The 23,632-nt window shown below is 52.5% G+C and carries 16 protein-coding genes; 15 read left to right on the forward strand and 1 reads right to left on the reverse strand.

The genetic code is table 11. The features are described 5' to 3' along the window. Positions 1-7: 7 nt before the first annotated feature. The 14 genes from QNH99_RS09235 to QNH99_RS09300 all read left to right on the forward strand — a co-directional run bounded on the left by QNH99_RS09235 (position 8) and on the right by QNH99_RS09300 (position 20,100). Positions 8-1,111 (forward strand): PTS fructose transporter subunit IIC, encoded by a 1,104-nt coding sequence (locus QNH99_RS09235; RefSeq protein ID WP_241567599.1) that lies wholly within the window; start codon positions 8-10, stop codon positions 1,109-1,111. 26 nt (positions 1,112-1,137) lie between these two features. After that, positions 1,138-3,771 carry a mannosylglycerate hydrolase gene (gene mngB, locus QNH99_RS09240; RefSeq protein WP_410517596.1) on the forward strand — a complete coding sequence of 878 codons (2,634 nt, stop codon included), beginning with the start codon at positions 1,138-1,140 and terminating at the stop codon, positions 3,769-3,771. 2 nt (positions 3,772-3,773) lie between these two features. After that, positions 3,774-5,681: a BglG family transcription antiterminator gene (locus QNH99_RS09245; protein ID WP_410517597.1), complete on the forward strand. Its 1,908-nt coding sequence runs from the start codon at positions 3,774-3,776 to the stop codon at positions 5,679-5,681. Between the two features lie 42 nt (positions 5,682-5,723). After that, positions 5,724-6,896, forward strand: coding sequence for a carbohydrate porin (locus QNH99_RS09250; protein ID WP_410517598.1), 1,173 nt, complete (start codon positions 5,724-5,726; stop codon positions 6,894-6,896). A gap of 219 nt (positions 6,897-7,115) precedes the next feature. Further along, positions 7,116-7,604 carry an Hsp20 family protein gene (locus tag QNH99_RS09255; RefSeq protein ID WP_063880016.1) on the forward strand — a complete coding sequence of 163 codons (489 nt, stop codon included), beginning with the start codon at positions 7,116-7,118 and terminating at the stop codon, positions 7,602-7,604. 79 nt (positions 7,605-7,683) lie between these two features. Then, positions 7,684-7,980 (forward strand): hypothetical protein, encoded by a 297-nt coding sequence (locus QNH99_RS09260; RefSeq protein WP_013026217.1) that lies wholly within the window; start codon positions 7,684-7,686, stop codon positions 7,978-7,980. Positions 7,981-8,237: 257 nt separating this feature from the next. Then, the gene (locus tag QNH99_RS09265; protein ID WP_172897280.1) at positions 8,238-9,038 is read left to right on the forward strand and encodes an ABC transporter ATP-binding protein; all 801 of its coding nucleotides are present in this window, start codon (positions 8,238-8,240) and stop codon (positions 9,036-9,038) included. A 34-nt stretch (positions 9,039-9,072) separates the two neighbouring features. Continuing rightward, positions 9,073-10,002 carry an ABC transporter substrate-binding protein gene (locus QNH99_RS09270; RefSeq protein ID WP_172897289.1) on the forward strand — a complete coding sequence of 310 codons (930 nt, stop codon included), beginning with the start codon at positions 9,073-9,075 and terminating at the stop codon, positions 10,000-10,002. A 29-nt stretch (positions 10,003-10,031) separates the two neighbouring features. Beyond that, positions 10,032-11,009 carry a FecCD family ABC transporter permease gene (locus QNH99_RS09275; RefSeq protein WP_410517666.1) on the forward strand — a complete coding sequence of 326 codons (978 nt, stop codon included), beginning with the start codon at positions 10,032-10,034 and terminating at the stop codon, positions 11,007-11,009. A gap of 320 nt (positions 11,010-11,329) precedes the next feature. Then, positions 11,330-13,543, forward strand: coding sequence for a type VI secretion system Vgr family protein (locus QNH99_RS09280; protein WP_410517599.1), 2,214 nt, complete (start codon positions 11,330-11,332; stop codon positions 13,541-13,543). Between the two features lie 12 nt (positions 13,544-13,555). Further along, the gene (locus QNH99_RS09285) at positions 13,556-15,106 is read left to right on the forward strand and encodes a hypothetical protein (protein WP_410517600.1); all 1,551 of its coding nucleotides are present in this window, start codon (positions 13,556-13,558) and stop codon (positions 15,104-15,106) included. Then, positions 15,103-15,231: a hypothetical protein gene (locus QNH99_RS09290; protein WP_096010432.1), complete on the forward strand. Its 129-nt coding sequence runs from the start codon at positions 15,103-15,105 to the stop codon at positions 15,229-15,231. Before QNH99_RS09285 ends, QNH99_RS09290 begins: the two co-directional genes overlap by 4 nt. Positions 15,232-15,241: 10 nt before the next feature. Further along, positions 15,242-19,354, forward strand: a complete 4,113-nt coding sequence (locus QNH99_RS09295; protein ID WP_410517601.1) for an RHS repeat-associated core domain-containing protein — start codon at positions 15,242-15,244, stop codon at positions 19,352-19,354. Continuing rightward, positions 19,348-20,100, forward strand: a complete 753-nt coding sequence (locus tag QNH99_RS09300; protein ID WP_410517602.1) for an Appr-1-p processing protein — start codon at positions 19,348-19,350, stop codon at positions 20,098-20,100. Before QNH99_RS09295 ends, QNH99_RS09300 begins: the two co-directional genes overlap by 7 nt. 332 nt (positions 20,101-20,432) lie before the next feature. Here the strand turns inward: QNH99_RS09300 and QNH99_RS09305 are convergent, their stop codons facing one another. Then, positions 20,433-21,671: an MFS transporter gene (locus QNH99_RS09305; protein ID WP_063880009.1), complete on the reverse strand. Its 1,239-nt coding sequence runs from the start codon at positions 21,669-21,671 to the stop codon at positions 20,433-20,435. Between the two features lie 758 nt (positions 21,672-22,429). Here QNH99_RS09305 and hemH point away from each other — a divergent pair. After that, positions 22,430-23,392 (forward strand): ferrochelatase, encoded by a 963-nt coding sequence (hemH, locus tag QNH99_RS09310; protein ID WP_063880008.1) that lies wholly within the window; start codon positions 22,430-22,432, stop codon positions 23,390-23,392. Positions 23,393-23,632 lie beyond the last annotated feature (240 nt).

Consider the following 23,632-nt stretch of genomic DNA (forward strand, 5'->3'; position numbering starts at 1 on the left):
TGACAAAATGAAAAAAACTATGGTCAATATCAAAAACCATTTAATGACCGGTATCTCTTTTGCGCTGCCTGTCATTATTGCCGGATCGTTAGTGGTCGCGGTGGCCAAAATTATCGGTATCCTGCTTGGCGAACCTAACCTTGACAGCTTCGCTCACAGTAGCGGCCTGGAGAAATGGCTGTATCTGGCCCAGGATATCGGCTTCAAAATCATTGGATTAATGAATTACGTATTAGGTGCTTACGTTGCCTATTCCATTGCAGGTAAAAAAGGTCTGGCTCCGGGTTTTGCGGCGGGTTTGATTGCCTCTGTCACCGGCTCAGGTTTTTTGGGGGCCGTACTAGGCGGCTTGCTGGCAGGCTACTCCGCAGAATGGGTATCCCGGAAGATCCGCATCACTGGTTCTGCCGCCTCATCCGTGCCCCTTATTATCCTGCCGTTTATTACTGTTGGGCTGCAGGTCGTAGTGATGCTGTTGCTGCTGGGCGATGTCCTGTACTGGCTTAACAGTTCGCTGATGGCCTGGGTTCAGCGTATGACCGAAGACGGCACCAATACGGTGGTGCTGGCTGCGGTACTGGGTGGGATGATCTGTTTTGACCTGGGTGGTCCGGTAAATAAAGCCGCATGGGGAACGGCAAATGTGCTGTTTATGAGTGGCGTGTATTTACCGGCCATTTTAGTGAATGTCGCCATTATTATTCCCCCCTTAGGCTACGCTGCTGCACGATTCCTCCGTCCCGGTAATTTCAGTGAGACTTTAAAAGAAGCCGGAAATGGCTCGGTCATTATGGGCATTTTAGGTATTTCGGAAGGGGCGATTCCATTTACCTTAAAAAATCCGGCGCGATTAATTCCGTTAAACATACTTGCAGGGGCCATGGGCTCAATGACCGTGGCGCTGTTTAAAGCCTATCCCATTATGCCGCCACTGGGTGGATTGTATGGTGGCTTTACCGTGGGGAATGCATGGGCTTACTTTCTCGGCGCATTGGTCGGGACTCTGATTATAGCCATAGGTGCAAATTTCTTAGTGAATTTTAATGAGTCGGAAATCATCAACGAAAATATCAATAACGCCTCCGATGATATTGAAATTAAATTTGACTAAAAATTTATTTTAGTAAGGTTAATAACATGAAGAAACGCATGGTTCATCTGTATACGCATACTCACTGGGACCAGGAGTGGTATTTTACCTCATCACGTTCGCGTATTTATTTGTTTAACCATATCAAAAACCTTATCCTGGTGCTGGAGGGTAATCCAGACTTTCCCTGTTATTTACTTGATGCGCAAAGTTCACTTATCGAAAGTTATCTTCAGTGGGCTCCTGAGGATCGAGCCAGACTCACGAAACTGATCGCCGATGAGCGTTTGCTGACCGGCCCCTGGTTTACCCAAACGGATCAGTTGGTGATTCATCAGGAGTCTGTTGTCAGGAATTTGTTTTACGGTATGGAAGTGGCTCAAAGGCATGGCAACGTAATGAAGCTGGGCTATGTCCCTGACTGCTTTGGGCAGGGCGGCAATATGCCGCAACTTTATCGCCAGTTCGGTATCAATCACGCTTTGTTCTGGCGCGGCATCGCCGATAATACGCTGCACGAAACAGAATTTTTCTGGCAGGGTGATAATGGTGACCGGGTTTTTGCCCTGCAAATGCCATGGGGATACCACTATGGTGGCCTGCTAGATGAAACGCCTGAAACCATGAAAGCCTTTCTTGATGAGAAGATGGCAGCTATAGAAGCGCGCAGTCATCGCCAGCACCTGCTGTTTCCTCATGGCTTCGACCAGGCTCCCGTGCGCCGCAACTTGCCAGAATTAGTCGAGCAGTTTAATGCCCGTGATGATAGCCGCCATTATCAAATCAGCAACCCGCTGACATTTATCAAGGCGCTGGAGCAGGAGGTGGGCACCGACGCGCGGACATTAGAAGGTGAACTCACCGAAGCCAAACATTCACGGGTACATAAAACGATCTTTTCCTGCCGTGCTGACCTGAAGCTACTCAACAATGAGACTGAAGCGCTGCTGGTTAACACGCTTGAGCCCATACTGGCCATGAGCCAGAGCCTTGGGCATGATTATCCAAAGCATATTGTTGCCGACATCTGGAAACGCATGTTTTATAACGCGGCGCATGACAGCATCGGCGGATGTAACAGCGATGATACCAATCAGGATGTCTTCTTCCGCTATAAAGAAGCAAAAGGGCTGGCGCAGAATTTACTGGAGTTACATACAAGGCTTATCACAGAGCGCATTCCGCGCCATCATGATTTTACCTTTACCGTGTTTAATCCTCTGCCGTGGCAGGTAGCTCCGCAAATAACTTTCGAGGCCTGGTTGCCCGGGTTGCCTTTTACCTTACGTGACAGCAACGGTGAGGCTATTCCCTGCGTTATTGAGCAGCAGCAGGACCTCACTCAGTATGTGCTTAACCAGACTATCCGTTTAGATCCGGGTAAGCCCTGGCACAAGCCCGAAAAAGTCTATCGCACGCGACTGACCGCCAAAAGTCCTGGCTTACCCGCGCTGGGCTATTGCCGTTGGCATATGGATTTTGCTGAAGACGGGGCCACTAAGCCTGATACCAGCAACCAGACCAGTATCGAAAATGACTATTACCACATCCAGGTAGAAGCAAATGGCTTGCTGACGATTACCGATAAGCTGAGTGGGAAAGGCTATAAGCGGCAGATGCTGTTTGTGGAAAATGGTGACGATGGCGATTCTTATAATTATTCCCCGCCGCGCGCTGACTGGATCATTACCTCCGAAAACAGCATGACGGCAGTGCAAAGTCAGAAAAGTGCGATCAGCCAAAGTCTGTTGCTTACGTATGCCCTTAAGGTGCCGGGTGATCTGACCGAAAGGGCGGCAAGAATGACATCTGCAACGCTCAATTTGTCCGTAAACATCAGGTTGCAGGACGACGATCTCATCCGGTTTACCCTGGATGTTGATAACAATGGCCTGAGCCACCGCCTTTGTGTGCACTTTGCCACGGATATCTGTGCCAACGTGTCATGTGCCGATCAATTGTTCGGCGTCGTAACCCGGCCTGTGCAGTTAACTAATGCGCTTCACCTGTGGGAAGAAGAACGCTGGCAGGAAAAGCCGATCTCGATTGAACCGATGCAAAGCTATGTCAATGTGCATGACGAGCAGCACGGCTTTACGCTGCACACCAACGGCGTTCGTGAATACGAAATCGTAGGGGATGATTTCAATACGCTCTCGCTGACGCTGTTCCGCACGTTTGGCTTTATGGGTAAAGAAAATTTGCTTTATCGGCCGGGCCGCGCGTCCGGTGAAAGTATCGTAGAAACGCCTGATGCCCAGCTGTTGAAAACCTTGTCCTTTGCTTTTGGCTGGCGAACTTATCGCGGCACATTCGATGAGGCCCAACATGCCCGCGTGTCGAAAACCTGGCTGACCGAGTTTCCTGTTTATCAGGACAGCGACTTCCTGAACGGACGACTGCGTTTTTGTTGGAATGATGAGAAACGCGATTATCCCGAAACCTACAGTGCGCTGAATCTGCCCGCGACGTTCAGGGATGCGCTGGTCAGTGCGGTGAAATGTGCGGAAGACCACAGCGGAATCATTGTCAGATTTTATAATCCCCATCTCGAAACCGACGTCGTCATTCCATCACTCCCGAATGCACACTTCGTGATGCTGGATGAGGTGACGCCCATGCCGACGCGCCTGACGCTCAGGCCAAATGATGTGCAGACGGTGCAGATTAAACGGATATAACCATGAGACTGTTCACCAGCAAACGGGTCAGGGACATCTTCATGACACTCGCGCAGGGCGATATCACCCAGTCCGCTCTGGCAAAAGAGATGAAGGTGTCGACAAGGACCATCCGTACTGACCTCAAAGAAGTGGGCGATATTGTCAGGCAGTCTGGTAACCGTCTTATCTATACGCGCAAAAAGGGCTTCTCTTTACAGGTTAGCGATCCCGATGCCTTGCATCTGTTACTGCATCAGTGCCAACAACCCTGGAAAGAAACACGTTCGGGTGCGGAGCGTCGCGCGGCCATGCTGGAGGCACTGTTGTTTGATGAGCAGGGCGTGATGCTTGCTGAACTGGAAGCCGAATGGTTTATCAGTATTTACAGTCTTAGAAATGATATGGCTTTGCTGAAGCGTCACGTTTCTCTCTATCAGTTGCGTATCGTGTCGGAGGGCGATGACATCTTTAAGCTTAAAGGCAGCGAAATTGCCTTTCGGCGCTGTATATACGACCACCAACTGCGGCTGACGCAGGCCACTCACGGCGGTAATAATACCGACCTGGTCAGGGCTTATCCAGACTGTAGAAACGTGTTAAGTCGCTTTCTTAGCGATAAAAAGCTCGAAATAAGCGACGCGAACCTGCATTTTTTAAGTCTGATCGTCGCTATTGCCCAGGAGAGAATGGCGCGAGGGAAATGGCTACTGGATTTTGAATTTTGTGATGCCGAGCCAGGCTGGAAGACGCTTGCTGAAGCCTTACTTCAGTCATTATGGATTAACCCAGCCGTGCCGTTTCCGCAAAGTGAAATAGATTTCACGGCTATGAACCTTATTGCCTTTTGTACTACCACCTCCAGCCACGATTGGGTCCCTGAGGCGTATTCGGTTGAACGCACAATCATGAATCACTTTTTGAGCTACGTGAGTACATCATGGTTTATTAACGTGAATTACGACGCGCTGTCACAGGCTACGCTGTTAAGCCATATTAGAGCCATGCGCGTTCGCGTCAACAACGCGATTACGATTGTTAACCCGCTACTCGAACAAATAAAGTGCCACTATCCGTTAATGTATGAATTAACGCTCAGTGCATTCAGTGAATTAGATCAGTTTTTCACCGCTACCGTCAGTGCCGATGAAATCGGTTATCTGGTCATGCATATTGGTGCGATTCTGGAAGAAAGTATCTGCCATCAGAGTGGTCAAGGGATGCGGGCGCTGGTGGTCAGCGATCAGGGAATGGCATCGACGAGGGTGGTCTGTCAAAAAATCATGAGCCTGTATCCGGGTTTGCACATCGTCAGGCAGATCTCCGTTGAGCAATATAGTCTGATGTCTCACGTTGAAGAAGATATTGTTATCAGTCTGGTCAATATCGTTGAAAAGAATAAACGTATTATTCTATTGCCACCGTTTCCGGAAAGATGGCAGCTTGAGAATATAAAATATTATCTGGTGTCTGAAACACAACCTGTTAATGCGATGCTTAATTATTTCTCAGCTGACAACTTTTTTGTCCTCAATGCGGGGGATTATACTAAGTCATCGTTAATCACCTTTCTTTGCGACAGATTAAACGCGCAGGCGCGGGTGAATGATCATTTCCTGGCGTCTGTTTTAGATCGGGAAATGCGTGCATCCACGCTGCTGGATGACAAAATCGCCATTCCTCATCCTTTAGCGCCCATTGCGTTAAGTACCCTGGTCTCCGTTGCCATTTTTCCTGATGGCATTGAATGGGATACCGGCAAACGGGTAAAACTGGTTTTCATGTTGGCCATCAGTGAAGACCACTTCATTGACAGTATGTTGATATATGATTTCCTCACTAATATTCTGCATGACGATATTATAGAAAACATAAGTCAGTGTAATAACTATAACGAATTTATTACGACCTCAAAAAAATACTTCCCTTAAAGGTTTTATTCACTCAGGGTTATTTAGCATAAGGAGTTGGCTATGAAATACCGTCATTATTTCTGGGGGTTGGTTTTTGTCTCTTCAGTATCCTTTTCCGCGATGACATTTGATACAGAACAAGGTGCGCTTACACTCTATGGCGATGTTGAGTTCAATCTCGACGGTGCAAGCAGAACGGGCCAGATTACCTCATTAAAAACCAGTGCTGATAAAAACTGGAAGGCAGGAGAGGCGGAACGCTGGGATATCAATGGCCGAATTTTAATCGGGCTGGATGGTTACCGTAGCATGGCGGATAAATCCTTTGCAGGCTTTAGCGTGCAACCGCTGGCTGACCTGTCAGGCGGGCTTGAGTTAGACGATGCCGCCTTTTTCTTCGGTCAGGAAAAAGACTGGAAGGTGAAAGTGGGTCGTTACGAAGCCTTTGATATGTTCCCGCTTAACCAGGACACGCTCATCGAGTATTCCGGCAATACCGCTAACGATCTCTATGAAGATGGCTATGGCTATATCTACATGATGAAAGAGGCGCGTGGCATAGGATCGGCGGGTGCCATCCAGCTGAGCAAAACAATCGGGCGTTTTTATTTTGAATTAAATACCATGGCGAATGACGGAACCAAATTGTTTCAAAATGGCGAATACCATGGCAATACGCTTGAGCATAAAAAGAATGTGATCTATCTGCGTCCGGTTATCGCCTGGAACGGTAACGATGTAACGGCGGCGGTCGCCATGGAAAGCAATGTGGTGAGCAATGCGTATGGTTATACGGACCACGATGGTCAGTTTCAGGATCAGTCCAGGCGCAACGGTTACGGTGCAACGCTAAGCTGGCATGGCCAGCGCGCCAACCCGGATAATGGCGCAGTCATCAATCTAAGCACGGCGTACATGGACGCGAAGAAAGAGCAAAACTTCAGTGCGGGTCTGAATGGCTTATGGCGTGATATTCAACTCGGCTATATCTATGCGCGCAACGATGTTAAAGAATTTACGCTCCAGCATCTCCCTACAGCCAGCCTGAGCGACTTCATTTTAGGGAAGTATGACATTCACACCGTTCATTCCTCGTACCGTTTTCGCAATGTAATGAATATGCAGAATTTCGATATCTATCTGGGCGCTTACTGGTCTCAGGTTCATGCCGATAACCATAACGGAAATAAAGATCGTTACGGCACCCGTGTCAGGTTCAAATATCACTTCTGATTACCGGCTGATGCTCTCTGTACTGGCCCTAAGCGTCATACAGAGAGCGGTCCTGCTGGCCGTGACATCTGTAACAGAACAGGTGACAGTCACCTTAAAAAAATTTTTTTCATCCTCTTGAAATTCCCCGAAACGATCCTATAAATTTCTCTGAGCAACGGGGAAGGTCCCCACGCAGATGAGCTTTTGAATGAACCATTAATTCAGGAGGTTATCACTATGGCATTACGTAATTTCCCTGTATTTCCTTCTGTCGCGGATTCCGCGTTCTCTGACCGGTTTAACCGTATAGATCGGCTTTTCAGCCAGTTGACCGGTGATGCGCCCGTGTCGGTTTCACCCTCTTATGACCTCAGACAAACTGACAATGAGCACTATGAGCTCACCGTCAGCGTACCCGGCTGGAAAGAAAGCGAGCTGGAGATCGAGGTGGCGGGCGGTCGCCTGACGGTTACCGGCCAGAAAGAGGAGGTGACGGATAACGAGGCGGACAAAGAAGGTCAGAACAGCGGCTGGTTGCATCGGGGCATCAGTCGTTCAGACTTCCGTCTGAGCTACAGCGTGCCCGAACATATGAAAGTGACCACTGCCCGGCTGCAGGACGGATTGCTGCGGGTCGGTTTGCATCATGAGGTGCCAGAAAGCGAGAAACCTCGCCGCATTCCGATTGAACACCGCACTTCCGAGGCAATTGAACATCAGGCTTAATGGCAGTTTGACCCGACGGCGGGGAGCGTGAACAGCGCTCTCCGCACTATGTTATCAAGCGGATAATCAGGAGGCTGTTATGAGAGTCATCAGCGTGCCCGAAGATCGTAGCCTGTATCCAAAACTGGTCGGCGAGACCGTCATGGCTGCCAAACTGCAGCTGGGCAGGACCCGCTTGTCGGTGAATTACAATAAAGTGCCAGGCGGAATTCTGCCTGTGCTGGTGGTGGATTTTTACAACGAGAAGGGCAAGCTCTACACCCTGCGTTATAACCTGCCACCGGATACCCCAGAGCGAACCGATCGCCGGGTATCGTTGCTGATGCGCTTGATTGAGAAAGAGGCCAACGAGGAAAAGCTGGCTGAGGCGGTTTAACCGCTTGTCCCTACAGTGAAATCGAGGAGATAGGTTATGTTGAATACATTGATGCTACATAGCTCTCTGGGCGCTGGCATGTTAGCCATTACCGCCAGCCTGTTTCAAAACCGATTTAAATAGTCTGTTCTGTCGTTCGTTATCCCCATCTTTTGGTGCCGCTCAGTCGGCACCTTTTTTCATTTCGCCAGAATGCTTGTTTTTTCAAAACCCAATAGTTATGTTATAACATAACAAATAGCAAATGGGTTAACATAATGCGGCCTGAGACGTTACGTCCTACGGAGTCGATACTGCGGGTGAACATTGGGGCGCTGTACAAACCCGATGGCGGTTGCCTGCTCAATGACATTACCTTCAGCCTCCGGGCAGGGGAGCGCCTGGCCATTATCGGGCCGAACGGCAGTGGTAAAACCTCATTGCTGCGGGCGATAAGCCGCGAGCTGGCGCTACAGCAGGACGAGATTGCACTCAACGGGCGCTGCCTGAAAACATTTTCCCGGCAGGACTTAGCGACATGTGTTGCCGTTATGGCGCAGAACGACGTGCCTGATCTGCGGTTGTCGGTTGAAGATTACGTTGCACTTGGACGCCTTCCTCATGCACGCACCTGTCCGCATTCTGTAAACCAGCGCATTATCAGCGAGGCGATAGCGGAAACGGGGCTGCTGGGCTTACGGCGACGTTCGTTACATGCGCTATCGGGGGGAGAACGGCAAAGAGCCATGCTGGCGCGCGTTCTGGCCCAAAATCCACAGCTGATATTGCTGGATGAGCCGACCAATCACCTTGATCCCCTGGGACGACATGCGCTGCTGACGTTAATCAAAAACAAAGGGATCACGGCCGTTGCGGTGTTGCACGATCTGTCACTGATTGACGGCTTTGCAGACCGCGTGCTGATTCTGTCGCAGGGCGAGCAGGTGGTCTTTGATACGCCAGCCCGAGCCTTGTCATCCCGTTATCTCCGGCCGGTGTTCGGGTTAAACAGTTTTACCGTACCGCATCCCGCTAACGGAAAACATTTACGCATTTTCGAGGTGCCAGACTGTGCCTGAAACATTGTTAACGCTCTGTCTTGCCGCCGGGCTGATGAGCATTCCTGTCGGGCACGCTTTTGCCGCCGATTTCCCTGTCACTATTCAGAGCTGCGGCCAGCCGGTCACGTTTAATTCACCGCCAAAACGGGCAGTGATTAACGACCTCAATATGTCGGAAATGGCCTTTGCGCTTCATGTGCAGGATCGTATCGTCGGGCTGACGGGCATCAGCGGCTGGTACAAAATGACACCTGAATTTAAGCAGGCGATGGGAGCCATTCCTGAGCTGGCACCTAAATATCCGTCTCTTGAAACGCTGCTGGCGGTAAATCCCGACTTCTTTTTTGCCGGCTGGAATTACGGCATGAAAGTGGGGGGCGACGTGACGCCTGCATCGTTAAGCCAGTACGGCATTAAGACACTGGTATTGAGTGAAAGCTGTGTTTTTACCCAAAAAGACAAGCATCAGGCCAGCATGGATCTGCTTTATAACGATGAGCTGACGTTAGGTAAAATCTTCGGCAAACAGGCCGAGGCGCAGGCCCTGGTGGAGAGCTGGAAGCAACGCCTCAGACAGATTCCTCAACGGCCCAGCACGGCCCGGCCCGTAAAGGTGTTTGTTTATGACTCCGGCGAGGATAAGCCGTTTACCAGTGGAAAATATGCCATGCCAACGGCCATTATTGCAGCCGCTGGCGCGACCAATGCGATGGGCGGTCTGGATATCAGTTGGGGCACCACATCATGGGAAAGCGTGGCTGCAACGGAACCTGATTTTATTATTCTGCTGGATTATCAGACCGGCGGCGGGGCTGATGCGCTGCGGCGTTTCCTGGAACATCATCCGCTGATGAAACTCACGCCAGCCGTACAACATCATCGTTATCTGAAGTTGCAGTATGCCGAGCTGACGCCAGGGCCCGCCACTATCACAGCCGTAGAAAAACTGGCGCATGCCCTGTATTCCGGGACCGCGCCGTGAGTGCGGTGTCTCACCGTTATGCCTGGGTCATGTGCAGTTGCGTCCTTCTGCTGGCAGGGCTACTGCTCATCAGCATTGCTACAGGCACGGTCGCGTTATCATTAAAGCAGGTGTTGGGCGCGCTGGCGCTACTCCCTGCGCCCCCGTCTGAAATGGTCAACCGTATCGTGATTGACCTCCGGCTGCCGCGCACCTTGCTGGCGGCGTTAACCGGTGCCGGGCTGGCAATGGTCGGGGCACTGCTGCAAACCACCACCCGCAACGATCTGGCCGATCCCTTTCTCTTTGGTCTTTCTTCCGGCGCCTCGGCAGGGGCGGTGCTGGTCATCACCCGTTTCGGTGACAGGTTGGGGGAACTGACTTTGCCGGTTGCGGCCTTTGCGGGCGGGCTCTGTTCTGCGGCGGCGGTTATGTTGCTGTTCCATTTTAAAAAACGGCGTAGTGCAGAGCACCTGATCATCTGTGGGCTGGCTGTCTCTTTTTTGTTTGGCGCGCTCACCAGCTATTTTATTTTCTCTGGCGATCAGCGGGCGGCCAGTTCGGTCATGTTCTGGTCGCTGGGCGGTTTGGGGCTGGCCAGTTGGCAAACTCTGCCCGTTGCGCTCACCGGCGTGGCACTGCTGAGTGGCTTTGTTCTGCTACGACACCGTTCTCTGGACGGCCTGCTTGCGGGGGAGCAAACGGCTCTCTCGTTGGGGATTAACGTCAGTCGTGTGCGCATCGAAACTTTTCTCTGCTGTGCACTGACGACCTCAATGCTGGTGGCCCTGACCGGGGTGATCGGTTTTGTCGGCCTGATGGTGCCGCATCTGTGTCGCTCTGTTGCCGGGGTAAAACACCGTCTGTTGTTGCCGCTGTGTGGCCTGGGCGGCGCGGTTTTGCTGTGCGCTGGCGATATCGCCAGCCGTACGCTGCTGGCACCCCAGGAGTTGCCGATCGGGATTATTACGGCAGGCATCGGTGGTGTTTTTGTGATTCTGCTGCTGACCCGTGCTTCGCGTGCATGACGCTGAGCGAGGCCAGCACAGCCCAGAAAGCACGAATGCTAACAACTTGTCACTAAGTAGTATTATTTCACTATCCGCGCGCATTCCTGCGCCGCTCACCCGGTCTTTTTCCCTTTGCAGCGCCTGGTTTTTGCCGCTCACCCCAGGAAATGCAAGCTTCTGCCGCGAATGTAATAGCCTCTCACACTTCTTAGTATCTAAGTAACATATTGGACATTGTCTTATTTACTTTAACTGTTCATCAGGCTATTTCTACGCTACAACGACAAACGCACCAACGAAGCCCGGCGTGGCTTTCGTCTGACGTTAGGGTTTGGTTTATGCTTAATCGTATTACTGTTCAGTTACCTGTTGAAGGCCTGCTGTTCTGGAAGCTCTCCGGACGAGAGGCGCTGTCCGAATCCTTTACGCTGAATTTGCAGGTATTGGGCACGGATGCGCGCATCGAACGGAGCGCGCTGCTTGGCAAATCCGCCACCCTGATTATCCCAACGCAAACTCTGGCGCGCCCGCGCTATCTCAGCGGCAAGATCACCCGGGTTGCCGTCAGCGCGGTGGAGTTATCCGGTACGCGCTATGCGGTTTATCAGCTCACGCTTGAGCCCGACCTGTGGCCAATGAAACGTGATCGCAACCTGCGCATTTTTCAGGAACAGACGGTTCCACAGATTGTGCAGACGTTATTCGGCGAGTATCAGGTTAATGTGGAAAATAACCTGACAGGCAGTTACCGCAACTGGGATTACTGCGTTCAGTATCAGGAAAGCAGTTTTGATTTCATCAGCCGCCTGATGGAGCTGGAAGGCATCGCCTGGCACGTTCGCCATGAGGCTGACAAGCACACGATCGTGCTCACCGATGCCGTTGCACAATACAAGCCCTTTAGCGGCTACGAATTTATTCCCTACCATCAAACGCCCTCGGGCGGCACAACCAGCGAAGAGGGCATCAGCCAGTGGGCACTGACGGACAGCGTAACGCCGGGGTTGTACAGTCTGGACGACTACGATTTCCGTAAGCCCAACGCCTGGCTTTTCCAGGCGCGACAAAACCCGCAGTCACCCTCTCCTGGCACCATCGATGTCTATGACTGGCCGGGCCGTTTTGTTGAACACGGTCATGGCGAGTTTTATGCACGCATCCGTCAGGAGCGCTGGCAGGTGGAGCATCAGCAAACTCAGGGCACCGCCACCGCCATGGGCATTGTGCCGGGCAGCACCTTTCAACTCACCAATGCCGCCTTCTTCAGCGATGCCGGAGAGTATCTGGTTACCGGTGCGGAGTACGAGTTCGAAGAGAATCGCTACGCCAGCGGCCCCGACAGCGCAACCATCCATCGCACGACCTTCTCGGTGATTCCGGCAAGCGTGGTGTTTCGTCCAGAGCAGAAAACGCCCTGGCCGCGCACCGGCGGGCCCCAGACGGCGAAGGTGGTCGGGCCGAAGGGCGAAAGCATCTGGACCGACCGCTACGGTCGGGTCAAAGTGAAGTTTCACTGGGATCGGCTGGCAAAAGGGGATGATACGAGTTCCTGCTGGGTGCGCGTGTCTAGCGCCTGGGCAGGCCAGGGGTTCGGTGGCGTTCAGATCCCGCGCGTGGGCGATGAGGTGGTGGTCGACTTTATCAATGGTGACCCTGACCGTCCGATTATTACCGGGCGCGTCTATAACGAAGCCAGCATGCCGCCATGGGCGCTGCCGGCTGCGGCGACCCAAATGGGCTTTATGAGCCGCTCTAAAGACGGCTCGCCAGACAATGCCAATGCGCTGCGTTTTGAGGATAAACCGGGTCAGGAGCAGCTGTGGCTGCACGCCGAACGCAACATGGACACCGAAGTTGAAAACGACGAAACCCATGATGTCGGCAGCAACCGGACCAAAACCGTAGGCAAAGATGAAATCAGTCATATCAAACAGAACCGCACGCGCACGGTAGACGGCAACGAGACCGTAACTGTCGGCCAGGATCGCAGTAAAACGATCAACGGCAATGAAACCACGACGATCCAGCAAAATCGCACAGAAACGGTAAAGGGCAACGAAACCCTGAGCGTGGATCAAAATCGCGATGAAACCATTACCGGCAATCACACGACGACGGTGAAAAGTAACAACACCGGCACGGTGGAAGGGAAACAAACGCTGACGGTGATTCAGGACCGAACCCGCACGGTTCAGGGCAATGAAAAGGTCAGCGTGCAGCAAAACCGCGCAGTGCAGGTCACAGGAAATCAGACGCTCGACGTGACGGGCAATCGCCACGTCACCGTGAACAGCAATGAGGTGCGCACGATTGCGCAAAAGCAAGACGTGACGATCGGCGCAGGCCGCACGCTGAGTATTACCGGCGGTGATACGCGCTTTACCCAGGGCAGCGTTGCGGACAGCGCAACAGACACGTTCCATATTAATGTGGGCGAGAGCGGGATTTTAATCAGTAATGGCAGCGTGCAAATCACTGCTGGCGGATCGACCATTACCATTAATGCCGCAGGCGTGATGGTGAATGGTAAAAAAATTGAGCTGAATGCCTGACAGGGATGTGACATGAGTGCTGCAAAGAACCCAACCGAACGCGTGATGAGTGAGCTGGAGCTGAGCTGGCTCACCGCCAGTGAGAACCGCGACGCGCGTTTGTTTATCTGGCGCGTACCGGCTTCAGGCGAGTCGCTTCTTGACGCCTTTCTTGCCCTGCAACAGCATCCCGAAGGACGTTCAGTCCCTGACCTGTTTCTGAGCCTGACGACCGCCTTTGAAACAGGCTATGGCTACAGCGAGGCGCTGGCACGGGAGTTTATTGAGCACTACGAAGCCACGCCCGATGTGGCCGACTGGAACAGCGATGCGCTACAACCCTGCTATTCCGCGGCGCAGTTACGGCTGTTGTTGCAGGACTTCGCCCGTCATTTTCCCGACGATTTACGTTATCTGATGCTGGTGCTAAAACCCGCCGCTGTCAGCGACGAGCGCGCCCTGATGCGCTGGCTCGAAAGCTGGCGGCAGGACGCCGAGCCCGCACCGCGTTTGCTGCTGATCGATACCACCGAGCAGCCCCTGTGGCAGCCGCTGTACGAGGCCCATCCTGAACACGTACAACTGATTGTCGATGATGTCGACGGCATGAAGGTGATGCATCAGACCGCCCAGCAGCAAAGTGATACCGATTCCGATCGTTTGCTGCTGCGTCGTTACCTGGCGGATGCCATGTTGCTGCTGGAGAAAGGCAGCGCCGCCCAGGTGGCCGGCCGGGGTAACCTGGCTCTGGCCGTCGCGCAGCGGCGCGGCTGGCACGATCAGCAGGCGATGTTGCACAACCTGATTGCAGGCGGCTGGCTTAAAGGCAAAGACCACAGCAAAGCGGTCGGACATTACCGTGAGGCACAAAACGTCTCCAGCGCCATCGACGATCCCGCTGTAAAAGGCCAGCTTCGTACCCAAAGTACCTTTGGTGAAGCCGGAGCATGGTTCGCCAACAAAGCCTATTTGCAGGCCGCAAAAGCCTATCGGCAGGCCGCGCTGGAAGCCCAGGCGATTCCGCATCCGGTTTTTTCCCTTGAAGGCTGGCGCATGTCGGGGTTTTGTCTGTGGCTGTCAGGTCATCATGCTGCCGCGATGGAAGCGTACGGCAAAGCCGTGCAGGCGGCAGGCGGCATCCCGCTGGCGGAGCGCGGGGAAACCACACTGCCGCTGGTTTTCCAGGATTTGTTGCGCATGCACGATAAGCGCCGTACTGAGGCCATCGAAGCCTGTGCCACGCGCTGGCAGAATGATAAACAGCGGCTGATCCAGCAGGCAGAAGCGGGCTTACCTTACCCACCCAATACCGAATCGGTGAGGAAAACAGAAAGCCGTCTGCAACTGCAGCTTGAGGCCACCTTCCTGTTGATCCGTGAGGAAAGAGAAACGCTTATTCGTAACGGTGACGACAGTTTTCGTCGCGTTATCCAGCTGGCACGGGAGCAGTTGCATCCCCAGTGGAACGGCCTGCCGGATATCGCCCATCCTTTTGATGCACCTCCAGGCGAATGGCAAAGCCTGCCAGCGTGGGGAAGTGCAAATCCATCATCACCTGAAAATGCAGGGAGCAACGCAGTATGAAAAACCGCATCATTCTTATCGTCGTCGTAACGGTACTCGCACTGCTGTTCCTGAGCCTTTCCGACAGCGGTCTGGCGACCGAGGTCCGAACCTTTTTACGCGCGCTGCTGCGTGCCATCTTCTGAGGCATAACCCATGCATTCCGGCGCGCACTTTGATCCGCAGCTAGGACTGGATATTCATACCTATCCCTGGCCGTTACCGACGCCACATATTGGCATTGTGTTTGATGTGTTCGACTATCTGCCATTGATTGGCACTACGGTACATGTCAACAGCATCAAACGCGCCAGCGCCGGAACGGGCGGAATGTCGGTACATATTCCGGTTGGCGGCGCCTGGGTGCCGCCACTGCGTATGCCGGGCGGTCCGCAGATTGAAGACGAGCTGTTCATGGGCAGTAAAACCGTCTCAGTCGACGGCGAACCCTTTTCACGCATCGGTATGCCGGTGCTGAGCTGTAACATTATCGGCATGATCCCGCCGTTCCGCCTCAAACGCGCCACCAAGCCAAAGCCGCTTTCCCTGACATTGCCGCTGACCTTTAATCTTGCTATTCCTAACAACGTGATCGTGGGGGGCCCGCCGACCATCAACCTGATGGCGTTATTGATGCGCGCCGGATTAAGCGGTCTGGGTAAGGGACTAAAGACGCTCAGGAAGTCGGTGAAGTGGCAAAATTTCATGAAGCGCTTTGCCCAGCACAGGCGCAAATTGTTTCGCAACATGGAGCCCGGTTTTCTCAAATGCCGTGTACTGCGCGCCGAACCCGTTGATATCCGCGATGGCAGCGTCAGCCTCGAACAGCAGGATTTTATGTTGTCAGGCCGCTTGCCGCTGGCCTGGAACCGGACCTATTCCTCGGCCGATGTTGATACGGCAGGGCTTTGCGGTTATGGCTGGTTGACGCCTGCCGACACGCGGCTTGAAATCCTGACTGAAGAAGGTGTCGCGTTTTTTACCCAACCAGATGGGATGACACTGTTTGCCACGCTCCCGCAGGCGGACGGGCGTGAACATGCGGTAATGGGCTTGCCGGATGGCAGCCGTCTGTGGCGGGACAGCGCGAAGGGCAGGATGACCTGGTGCGTCGAACAGGAAGGGGGCAGTCTGTGGCATTTCACCGGTGCCGATGGAGAGCTGCCGATACAGCAGTTATCCGACCGTCACGGCAATGGCTGGGCTTTCGACTGGCACGAGGGAGCACTGACGCTGCTCCGCGAATTCAGTATTGAAGGGCTGACCGGACGAGAAATTCTTGTCACCCACGATAAAGGCCGCCTGAGTACGCTGCGCCTGCACAATGCACTGGACGGTGAAATCACACCACTCACGCGCTATGAATACCACGCGAATGGCCAACTGAGCGCCGAAATTGATGCGCTGTCGCATCCCCGACGTTTTGACTATCAACACCATTATCTGGTCAGCCACTTTGATCGGAACGGTCAGGGGTTTCACTACCAGTACAATGAAGACTGGCGCGTTATTCATGCCTGGGGCGACGGCGGCGTTTGGGATTATCACTTTGCTTACGAACCGCTGCTCAATGAGGTTGAGGTAACCGATTCACTGGGCCATCTCTCACGTATCACCTTTGATGATAATGGCCTGCCGATCGCTGAAATCGATCCCTGTGGCGGCAATACGGTGTTTCGTTACGACGACCTTGGCCGAACGGTGGAAGTGATTGAACCAGACGGCAGCGTTCACCGGTGGGATTACGATGCGCAGGGGCGCATGGTGGCCGAGCATTTACCCGATGGCAGTATGGTGCAGGCCGTTTACAACGATGATGGCCTGCCGCTAGCGATCACGGATCAGAAAGGCGCGGTCTGGCACGCCGACTACGACAGTGGCGGCAATCTGATTGCCAGTGTCGATCCGGGTGGCATAACGGCAACGTATCAGTTCGATCGTCTGGGGCAACTTACCCAGGCCAATGAGCCAGGCTCACCGCAAACCGATTATCGCTATGACCGCTTTGGCTTCCTGCTGGCGGTCAGCGTGGCGGGAGCGGGCACCACGCATTTCAGGCACAACGTGCGCGGCAATCTCCTCGAACGGACCGATGCCGGTCACAGCGTGACCCGCTTTTACTGGGATGCCAAAGATCGCCTCATCGCTACGGTCGACCCGACGGGCGGCGATGTCCGGATAGACTATGACCGTGAAGATGAACCGGTCGCCTTTACCGATGAAGTGGGACAGACCACGCGTTTCCACTATAACGGTACCGGCATGCTTACCGCCTGTGAAACCCCTGATGGCGCACGACTGGGTTATGAATACGATCCTGAGGATCGCCTGCTGGCCGTGATCAATCAATCTGGTCAACGCTGGCAGATGGAGCGCGATGGGCTCGGACGCGTGATCGCAGAGCAGGATTATTGGGGACAGAAAACGCAGTACAGCTGGGATAAGGGCAGCCGCCTGATCGCACGTCGCGATCCGCTTGGACGTGAAGTGCACTATGGCTACGATAAGGCCGGACGACTGAGTGAACGGCGCAGCGGTGATACCTTGCAGGCGACCTTTCACTACGATCCCTGCGGGCGGCTGGTGCTCTGCCAGAACCCCTGGCGACGACTCAGCTGGCGCTACGATGACGCGGGACGGTTACTGACAGACGATCAGGACGGCTTTCAGTTGCGCTATCAGTACGACTCACAGGGACGTCTGAGCGTGCGTGAAAGCGACAGCGGCCACCGGGTGGTTTACGGGTACGATGCGTACGCACGTTTACGCACGGTGCAACTGAATGGCGATACGCCGATCACGTTTGACTACGATGCCGCGGGACGCTGTATCCATGAACAGCTGTCTGAAGCACTCACGCGCACCCTGAATTACGACCATCAGGGACGGCTCACCTCACAACAGGTGCTGCAAAACGATTTGCCGCTGTTCGCCAGCGGCGTTGTCTATGACAAAAGCGGGAATATCACCGCGCGCGAGGACAGCCAGTGGGGCAGTGATCGCTACCGTTACGATCCTGTTGGCAGGCTGACGGCCCATATCGCCCCGGACGGCGCACTGCGAAAGTTTGTGCAGGATGCAACGGGTAACCCGTTGCAAACGCAAACCCGTGAGGTCAATGACAGCGCGGAAGGCTGGTTTCGTGAAGGCGTGCATCAGGGCGTACGTTATGTCTTTGACCGCGCGGGCGAGCTGCGTCAGCGGCGTCGAATGACAGAGACGACGAGCGAACAGGACGAAAAAGAAGATTTTCTCTGGGATGAGAATCGACAACTGATCGCGGTACGTAAAGGCAGCAGCCAGGTACGCTATGGCTACGACGGGCTTGGCCGCCGGGTGTTCAAACAAACCGACAGCGAAACCCGCTGGTTCTACTGGCAGGATGATGCGCTGGCGGGCGAGACGGTCACCCGCACGCACGCATCCTTAGCGGCGCTGAGTATCTTCGATACCGGCAGTCGCCTTAAGCGACAAAAAGCTCAGGCGGCGCTGTTCGGTACGATGCGGGAGTATGTGTATTATCCCGGCACGTTTCGTCCGTTGGCTTTGCTGACGCAGCAGGGCGACAGCAGGCAAAGCTGGCACTATCACTGCGATCCCAATGGCGCACCTGTCAGGCTGACGTCGGTGAGTGGCGAGATTGTCTGGGCAGAAAAAACCGGTGCCTGGGGTGAAAAAGGCCAGGTATTTGCTGACAGGATTGAAAACCCACTGCGTTTTCAGGGGCAGTATTTTGATGCCGAGACGGGTTTGCACTATAACCGCTATCGGTACTATGATCCGGAGATTGCAGGGTATATTAGTCAGGACCCGATAGGGCTAGCGGGGGGAATTAGCCCTTATCGTTATGGTCCGAATCCATTAGTATGGATCGACCCGCTTGGGCTGACGAATGAAGAAATAAGAACGTTGTTCCATTTCACTGATGCGAAAGGAATGGAAGGAATTAAAGATAGTCGTGTTATCAGGCCTTCTACTGGTGGCGTACACGCGCGATTTGGTGACGGACAATATTTCACTAATATTCATCCTGATACAATCGGAGGACGTACATTAAAAGACGTTAAGGGCTCTGATAAAATTTCGTTAGGCCAGCTGGCTGCTAATATATATGGTGATGCCAGAAAGTCTGGTAGCATCACGCATTATGTTGAAGTTGATGTGACAGGGTTGAATATAACAGAGCCAAGAAAAGGTACTTTTCTGGTCAAGAACGATAAAGATCTTGATGTTTCAAATCGAATAGTGAGTAGTGGGAGTTCATGCTAGTGGATAATAAAAGTTACTACCGTGCAGATTCAGAGTTTATTAAGGGTGAGGGTGTCGTTTATACCGAGTTTATCGGTGAAATAGCCACAAGGCAGATAAGCATTTTGGACGGAAGCTATTATTCATCGTCTTCAGTTACAGACTGGGATCAAGATGTTGGCTACTTACTTTATGATGGCAAGAAAAGTGAGTTGGATTTATCTGAATCTGAAACGATTACAGAAGAAATTTTCGAAGAACAATGGCGGAAAGGTTTTATCGATCAAGACGAAATGTCTTATATCCACAGTCATGTTGGAGATGCGTCAGTACCTTTAAAAGAATCTATTATGATTTTGCACATTGTTAATAATTTAGGCAAGTGGGGTAAAGGTTTTGTCCTTGCCTTGGCAAAAAAATACCCAGTGACTAAAGAGGTATATCTTTCTTCTGCAGCCAACGGTTATAAGATGGGAGACGTACAGTTCATTGAAGTCAACAAAAGTGATAAAATATTTGTCGCGAATATGGTTGCACAAGATGGCATCAAGACATCCTATAAAGATAATAAAAGATATGTTTCCTATGAAAGTTTAGAAGACTGCCTGAAAACCGTATGCGATTTTGCACTTTGTAATAGATTAGAGGTCCAGATGCCAATGCTGGGTGCGGGTTTAGGTGGTGGAGACTGGCAAGTAATTCTTGAAATAATAAAAAAAACTCTCGCCTATAAAAAAATCCACTGTCACATTATTAAATTAAATTAAACTTTGATAATGATAATAAAGGAAGGCTTGGTTAAGCCTTTCCTTTCTGCAGTCATTTATGTAAAGCATACGTAACGATATTCGATGCAGTTAAGTGATTACTGTTTCTTTCATCTGATTCAGCCTAAATGATGTTCTGACTTGGGCGCAACAAGTTGCGTCAATTTCAGTATTCCGGATACGTCGAATCGTCCAACACAATTAGCCAGCTTCCTCGCAGGATGATCTTACAAACCTACACCCAGTGTTGTTTGTTAAGACGATGATCCCCCACTCAAGCACACTTCTACTCGCTATCACTTTAAGCGCCACGACCGGCTTTACCGCCCCAATCACTCCACCGTTTCATTCTCAAGCTTCTGCCTTTTCCGCAGATTCGGAAACAGCGTCATCCATAGCCCGACCACCACCAGCGTCCCGACGCCACCAATGACGGCGGCAGGCACCGCGCCCATCCATGCCGCTAACAGCCCCGACTCAAATTCACCCAACTGGTTTGAGGTATTGATAAAGATGGCGTTAACCGCATTGACGCGACCACGCATCGTATCGGGTGTATCCAGTTGAACCAGCGCGCCGCGAATCACCATGCTTACCATATCAAAACCGCCCAGCGCCGCCAGCGCCAGCAGTGAGAGCCACAGTTGAGTCGAAAGGGCAAACAGCAGCGTTGCCAGGCCAAAGCCGGCAACGGAGCCGAACATAATCATGCCGACATGCTTTTCCAGTTTGTGGCGACTCAGCCAGACGCCGACCAACAGCGCACCTACCGACGGTGCACCGCGTAACAAGCCAAGGCCCCATGGCCCGGTGTGCAGAATATCCTGGGCGAAGATAGGGAGCAGTGCCGTTGCGCCGCCCAGTAGCACAGCGAACAGGTCGAGCGATATCACGCCGAGCACATCTTTACGTTCGCGGATAAAGCGCACGCCCATAAACATGTTTGACAGATTCATCGGCACGCGCACCTGAGGAGGGCGTTCGTAACGTAAGCGGCTTATTAAGATCAGCGACAACAAATAGAAGAGGGCGGAAACCCCGTAAACGACTTCGGGCCCCGCCACATAAAGCAGTCCGCCCAGTGTCGGTCCGACAATCACCGCGGCCTGACCGCCGACGGAACTGGCCGCCATCGCGCGCGCCAGAATCGGCGGCGGGACCAACGCAGGCAGCATAGAGGTAATGGCAGGCCATTCCAGCGCTTTAGCAAGGGAGATCAGAAAGACTAACCCCCAAATTTCAATTTGATCTGCCCAGTGCAGTAACGTTAGTGCCACCAGGCCGAGCAGCGCAGCCCACTCAATCAGTTGCCCAATGACGACGATACGACGACGGTCAAATTGATCGGCCAAATGACCTGCAGGCAAAGCCAAAAGTACCGAAGGCAGAAACTGCATCAGGCCAATCATGCCTAACGCCATTGCGCTGTGGGTAATCGCATAGATTTGCCAGCTGACGGCCACGGAAAACATCTGAAAACCAAATGAAGAACAGGTTCGGGCCAGCCAGAACGCCACAAATGACCGGTGTTGCAGCAACGATGCTTCGCCTGAAGAAACCCCTGTACGCATAATTATTTCCGTCCCGAAAACGCCTGATGGCGAAAGTAGTGGTACCAGCCTGATTCATGACTGCGATCTGGTTTTACTTTATCCAGGCTCCGGCAGGTGAATTCCGCTGAATGGCGTGAAGCGTTCGCCAGATGTGGCTGGAGATGCGCCTGCCAGAGCACGGTTAACATAGATTCCTAAATATTAGCACGCTCAATATTCACTTTGATAAATCGAAATGTTGACAAGATGTGATATCAAACCCGGTATGAATGTGATGATTGATCGGCTGTCTTTTCGTCAGGCAGGGGGACAAAAAGCGAGCAGGCGTAAAATGAAAGGTGACTTATCAGAGCTATTGGTCTTTTGTCGACAGGGCGATGATAAGATACAACCTGATGTTTTGACTGAGTAAGTAAAACCCGGTCAAAAATCAGAAAAGGGGCTGTCGCTGCGCATGACGGTTTTAACGTCACATTGGCGCCTCAACGTGTCACTGGCAGACTGGTCTTTTTTAAGACCGGACAGCCTACGCCAGGTGCTGGCGGAGACGTTTTTTGGCGGCCTGTGCTGAACGCCGGTCAACGCGACGGCAACAAAGCGCGTAGTCAGTCAACTCAGGGTTGAACGACCGTTGCCCATCAACCGGGATGCGTAAATATATAAACCTCCGTTTTGCGTCAATGCGCGCAAGCGGTGCAGACGGAGGTGATGATGTCCTTGAGTGTGTTACATTATTCAGGCACTTTTTTTCCATGGGTTTTCAGAGGTCCCAGCTAATGACGAATAAACAGGGTGTTTTAATTGTTAACCTTGGAACACCAAAAGAACCCACGCCTGCTGCGGTTAAAACATTTTTATCGAAATTTTTGCACGACTACAGGGTGGTTGATTTACCCAGAATCATTTGGTGCCCGATCCTGCATGGTGTGATTATCCCATTGCGTGCAAAGCGAGTGGCGAAACTGTACGCCTCTATCTGGATGGATGAGGGCTCGCCCTTGATGGTTTACAGCGTCCGTCAGGCCCGCCTGCTTCAAGAGGCGACGGGGATGCCCGTCGAGCTGGGGATGAGTTATGGTGAACCGAGTATCGGGGGGGCAATTGACCGACTTCTTGCAAAAGGCGTCGAGAAAATCATTGTTATCCCTATGTACCCGCAGTTTTCATCTTCAACGGTTTCATCTGTCTGGGATAGCGTGAGCCGTCACCTGCAAAAAATGAAGAACCGCTACACACCAGCCATCAATTTCGTCAATGACTATGCCGATCATCCGGCCTACATTGAGGGATTAAAAACCTCGGTGCTTGAGTCTTTTGAGGCGAACGGTGTGCCGGATGCATTGTTGGTTTCGTATCACGGAATACCGGTCAGGTTTTCCAGTGAGGGTGATAAATACCAGCAACGCTGTGAGTTAACGACCCAGTTACTCACTGACGCCCTCAATATGCCATCGCTGAAGATCATTATGACGTTCCAGTCCCGATTCGGCCGAGAGCCGTGGTTAACGCCTTTTACCGATGAGACGATTAAAAATCTGCCGAATGAAGGCATCAAAAGCCTGCATGTAATCAGCCCGGGTTTTGCAGCAGACTGTTTAGAAACGCTGGAAGAACTGGATGAGCAGAACAGGGAAATCTTCATGCATGCGGGGGGAACGTCGTTTACTTACATACCGGCGCTCAATGATAAACCCGTTCATATTGAGATGTTGCGACAGCTGGTTGACGGCGCGAAGTAAACATCAGGCAAGATGTCCAGATGCCGGTCAGCAGGCGGCTATGGCATGATTCACGGTGATACCCGATGTCGCCGTTCTTTCCGTAACGTGGTCAGGTGATGTTATTCTGACCACGCCAACCTATTCCGCGTGCTGTTTATTGAGCAGATAAAAAGCGTGGGATCACGCGACAGTCTGTTCTGATAAACCCGTCATCTCTCTGCACCCGCCTGCCAGAACAACGCGTAACTCCGAACGGAA

The organism is Pantoea allii, assembly GCF_046529425.1.
Lineage (GTDB): Bacteria > Pseudomonadota > Gammaproteobacteria > Enterobacterales > Enterobacteriaceae > Pantoea > Pantoea allii.

Bases quoted from the DNA above. Each gene is read 5' to 3' on its own strand.
- QNH99_RS09250 (WP_410517598.1), top strand. From the start codon at position 5,724: ATGAAATACCGTCATTATTTCTGGGGGTTGGTTTTTGTCTCTTCAGTA.
- QNH99_RS09245 (WP_410517597.1), top strand. From the start codon at position 3,774: ATGAGACTGTTCACCAGCAAACGGGTCAGGGACATCTTCATGACACTC.
- QNH99_RS09300 (WP_410517602.1), top strand. From the start codon at position 19,348: ATGCTAGTGGATAATAAAAGTTACTACCGTGCAGATTCAGAGTTTATT.
- QNH99_RS09265 (WP_172897280.1), top strand. From the start codon at position 8,238: ATGCGGCCTGAGACGTTACGTCCTACGGAGTCGATACTGCGGGTGAAC.
- QNH99_RS09235 (WP_241567599.1), top strand. From the start codon at position 8: ATGAAAAAAACTATGGTCAATATCAAAAACCATTTAATGACCGGTATC.
- QNH99_RS09285 (WP_410517600.1), top strand. From the start codon at position 13,556: ATGAGTGCTGCAAAGAACCCAACCGAACGCGTGATGAGTGAGCTGGAG.
- QNH99_RS09270 (WP_172897289.1), top strand. From the start codon at position 9,073: ATGAGCATTCCTGTCGGGCACGCTTTTGCCGCCGATTTCCCTGTCACT.
- hemH (WP_063880008.1), top strand. From the start codon at position 22,430: ATGACGAATAAACAGGGTGTTTTAATTGTTAACCTTGGAACACCAAAA.
- QNH99_RS09280 (WP_410517599.1), top strand. From the start codon at position 11,330: ATGCTTAATCGTATTACTGTTCAGTTACCTGTTGAAGGCCTGCTGTTC.
- mngB (WP_410517596.1), top strand. From the start codon at position 1,138: ATGAAGAAACGCATGGTTCATCTGTATACGCATACTCACTGGGACCAG.
- QNH99_RS09275 (WP_410517666.1), top strand. From the start codon at position 10,032: ATGTGCAGTTGCGTCCTTCTGCTGGCAGGGCTACTGCTCATCAGCATT.
- QNH99_RS09260 (WP_013026217.1), top strand. From the start codon at position 7,684: ATGAGAGTCATCAGCGTGCCCGAAGATCGTAGCCTGTATCCAAAACTG.
- QNH99_RS09295 (WP_410517601.1), top strand. From the start codon at position 15,242: ATGCATTCCGGCGCGCACTTTGATCCGCAGCTAGGACTGGATATTCAT.
- QNH99_RS09255 (WP_063880016.1), top strand. From the start codon at position 7,116: ATGGCATTACGTAATTTCCCTGTATTTCCTTCTGTCGCGGATTCCGCG.
- QNH99_RS09305 (WP_063880009.1), bottom strand. From the start codon at position 21,671: ATGCGTACAGGGGTTTCTTCAGGCGAAGCATCGTTGCTGCAACACCGG.
- QNH99_RS09290 (WP_096010432.1), top strand. From the start codon at position 15,103: ATGAAAAACCGCATCATTCTTATCGTCGTCGTAACGGTACTCGCACTG.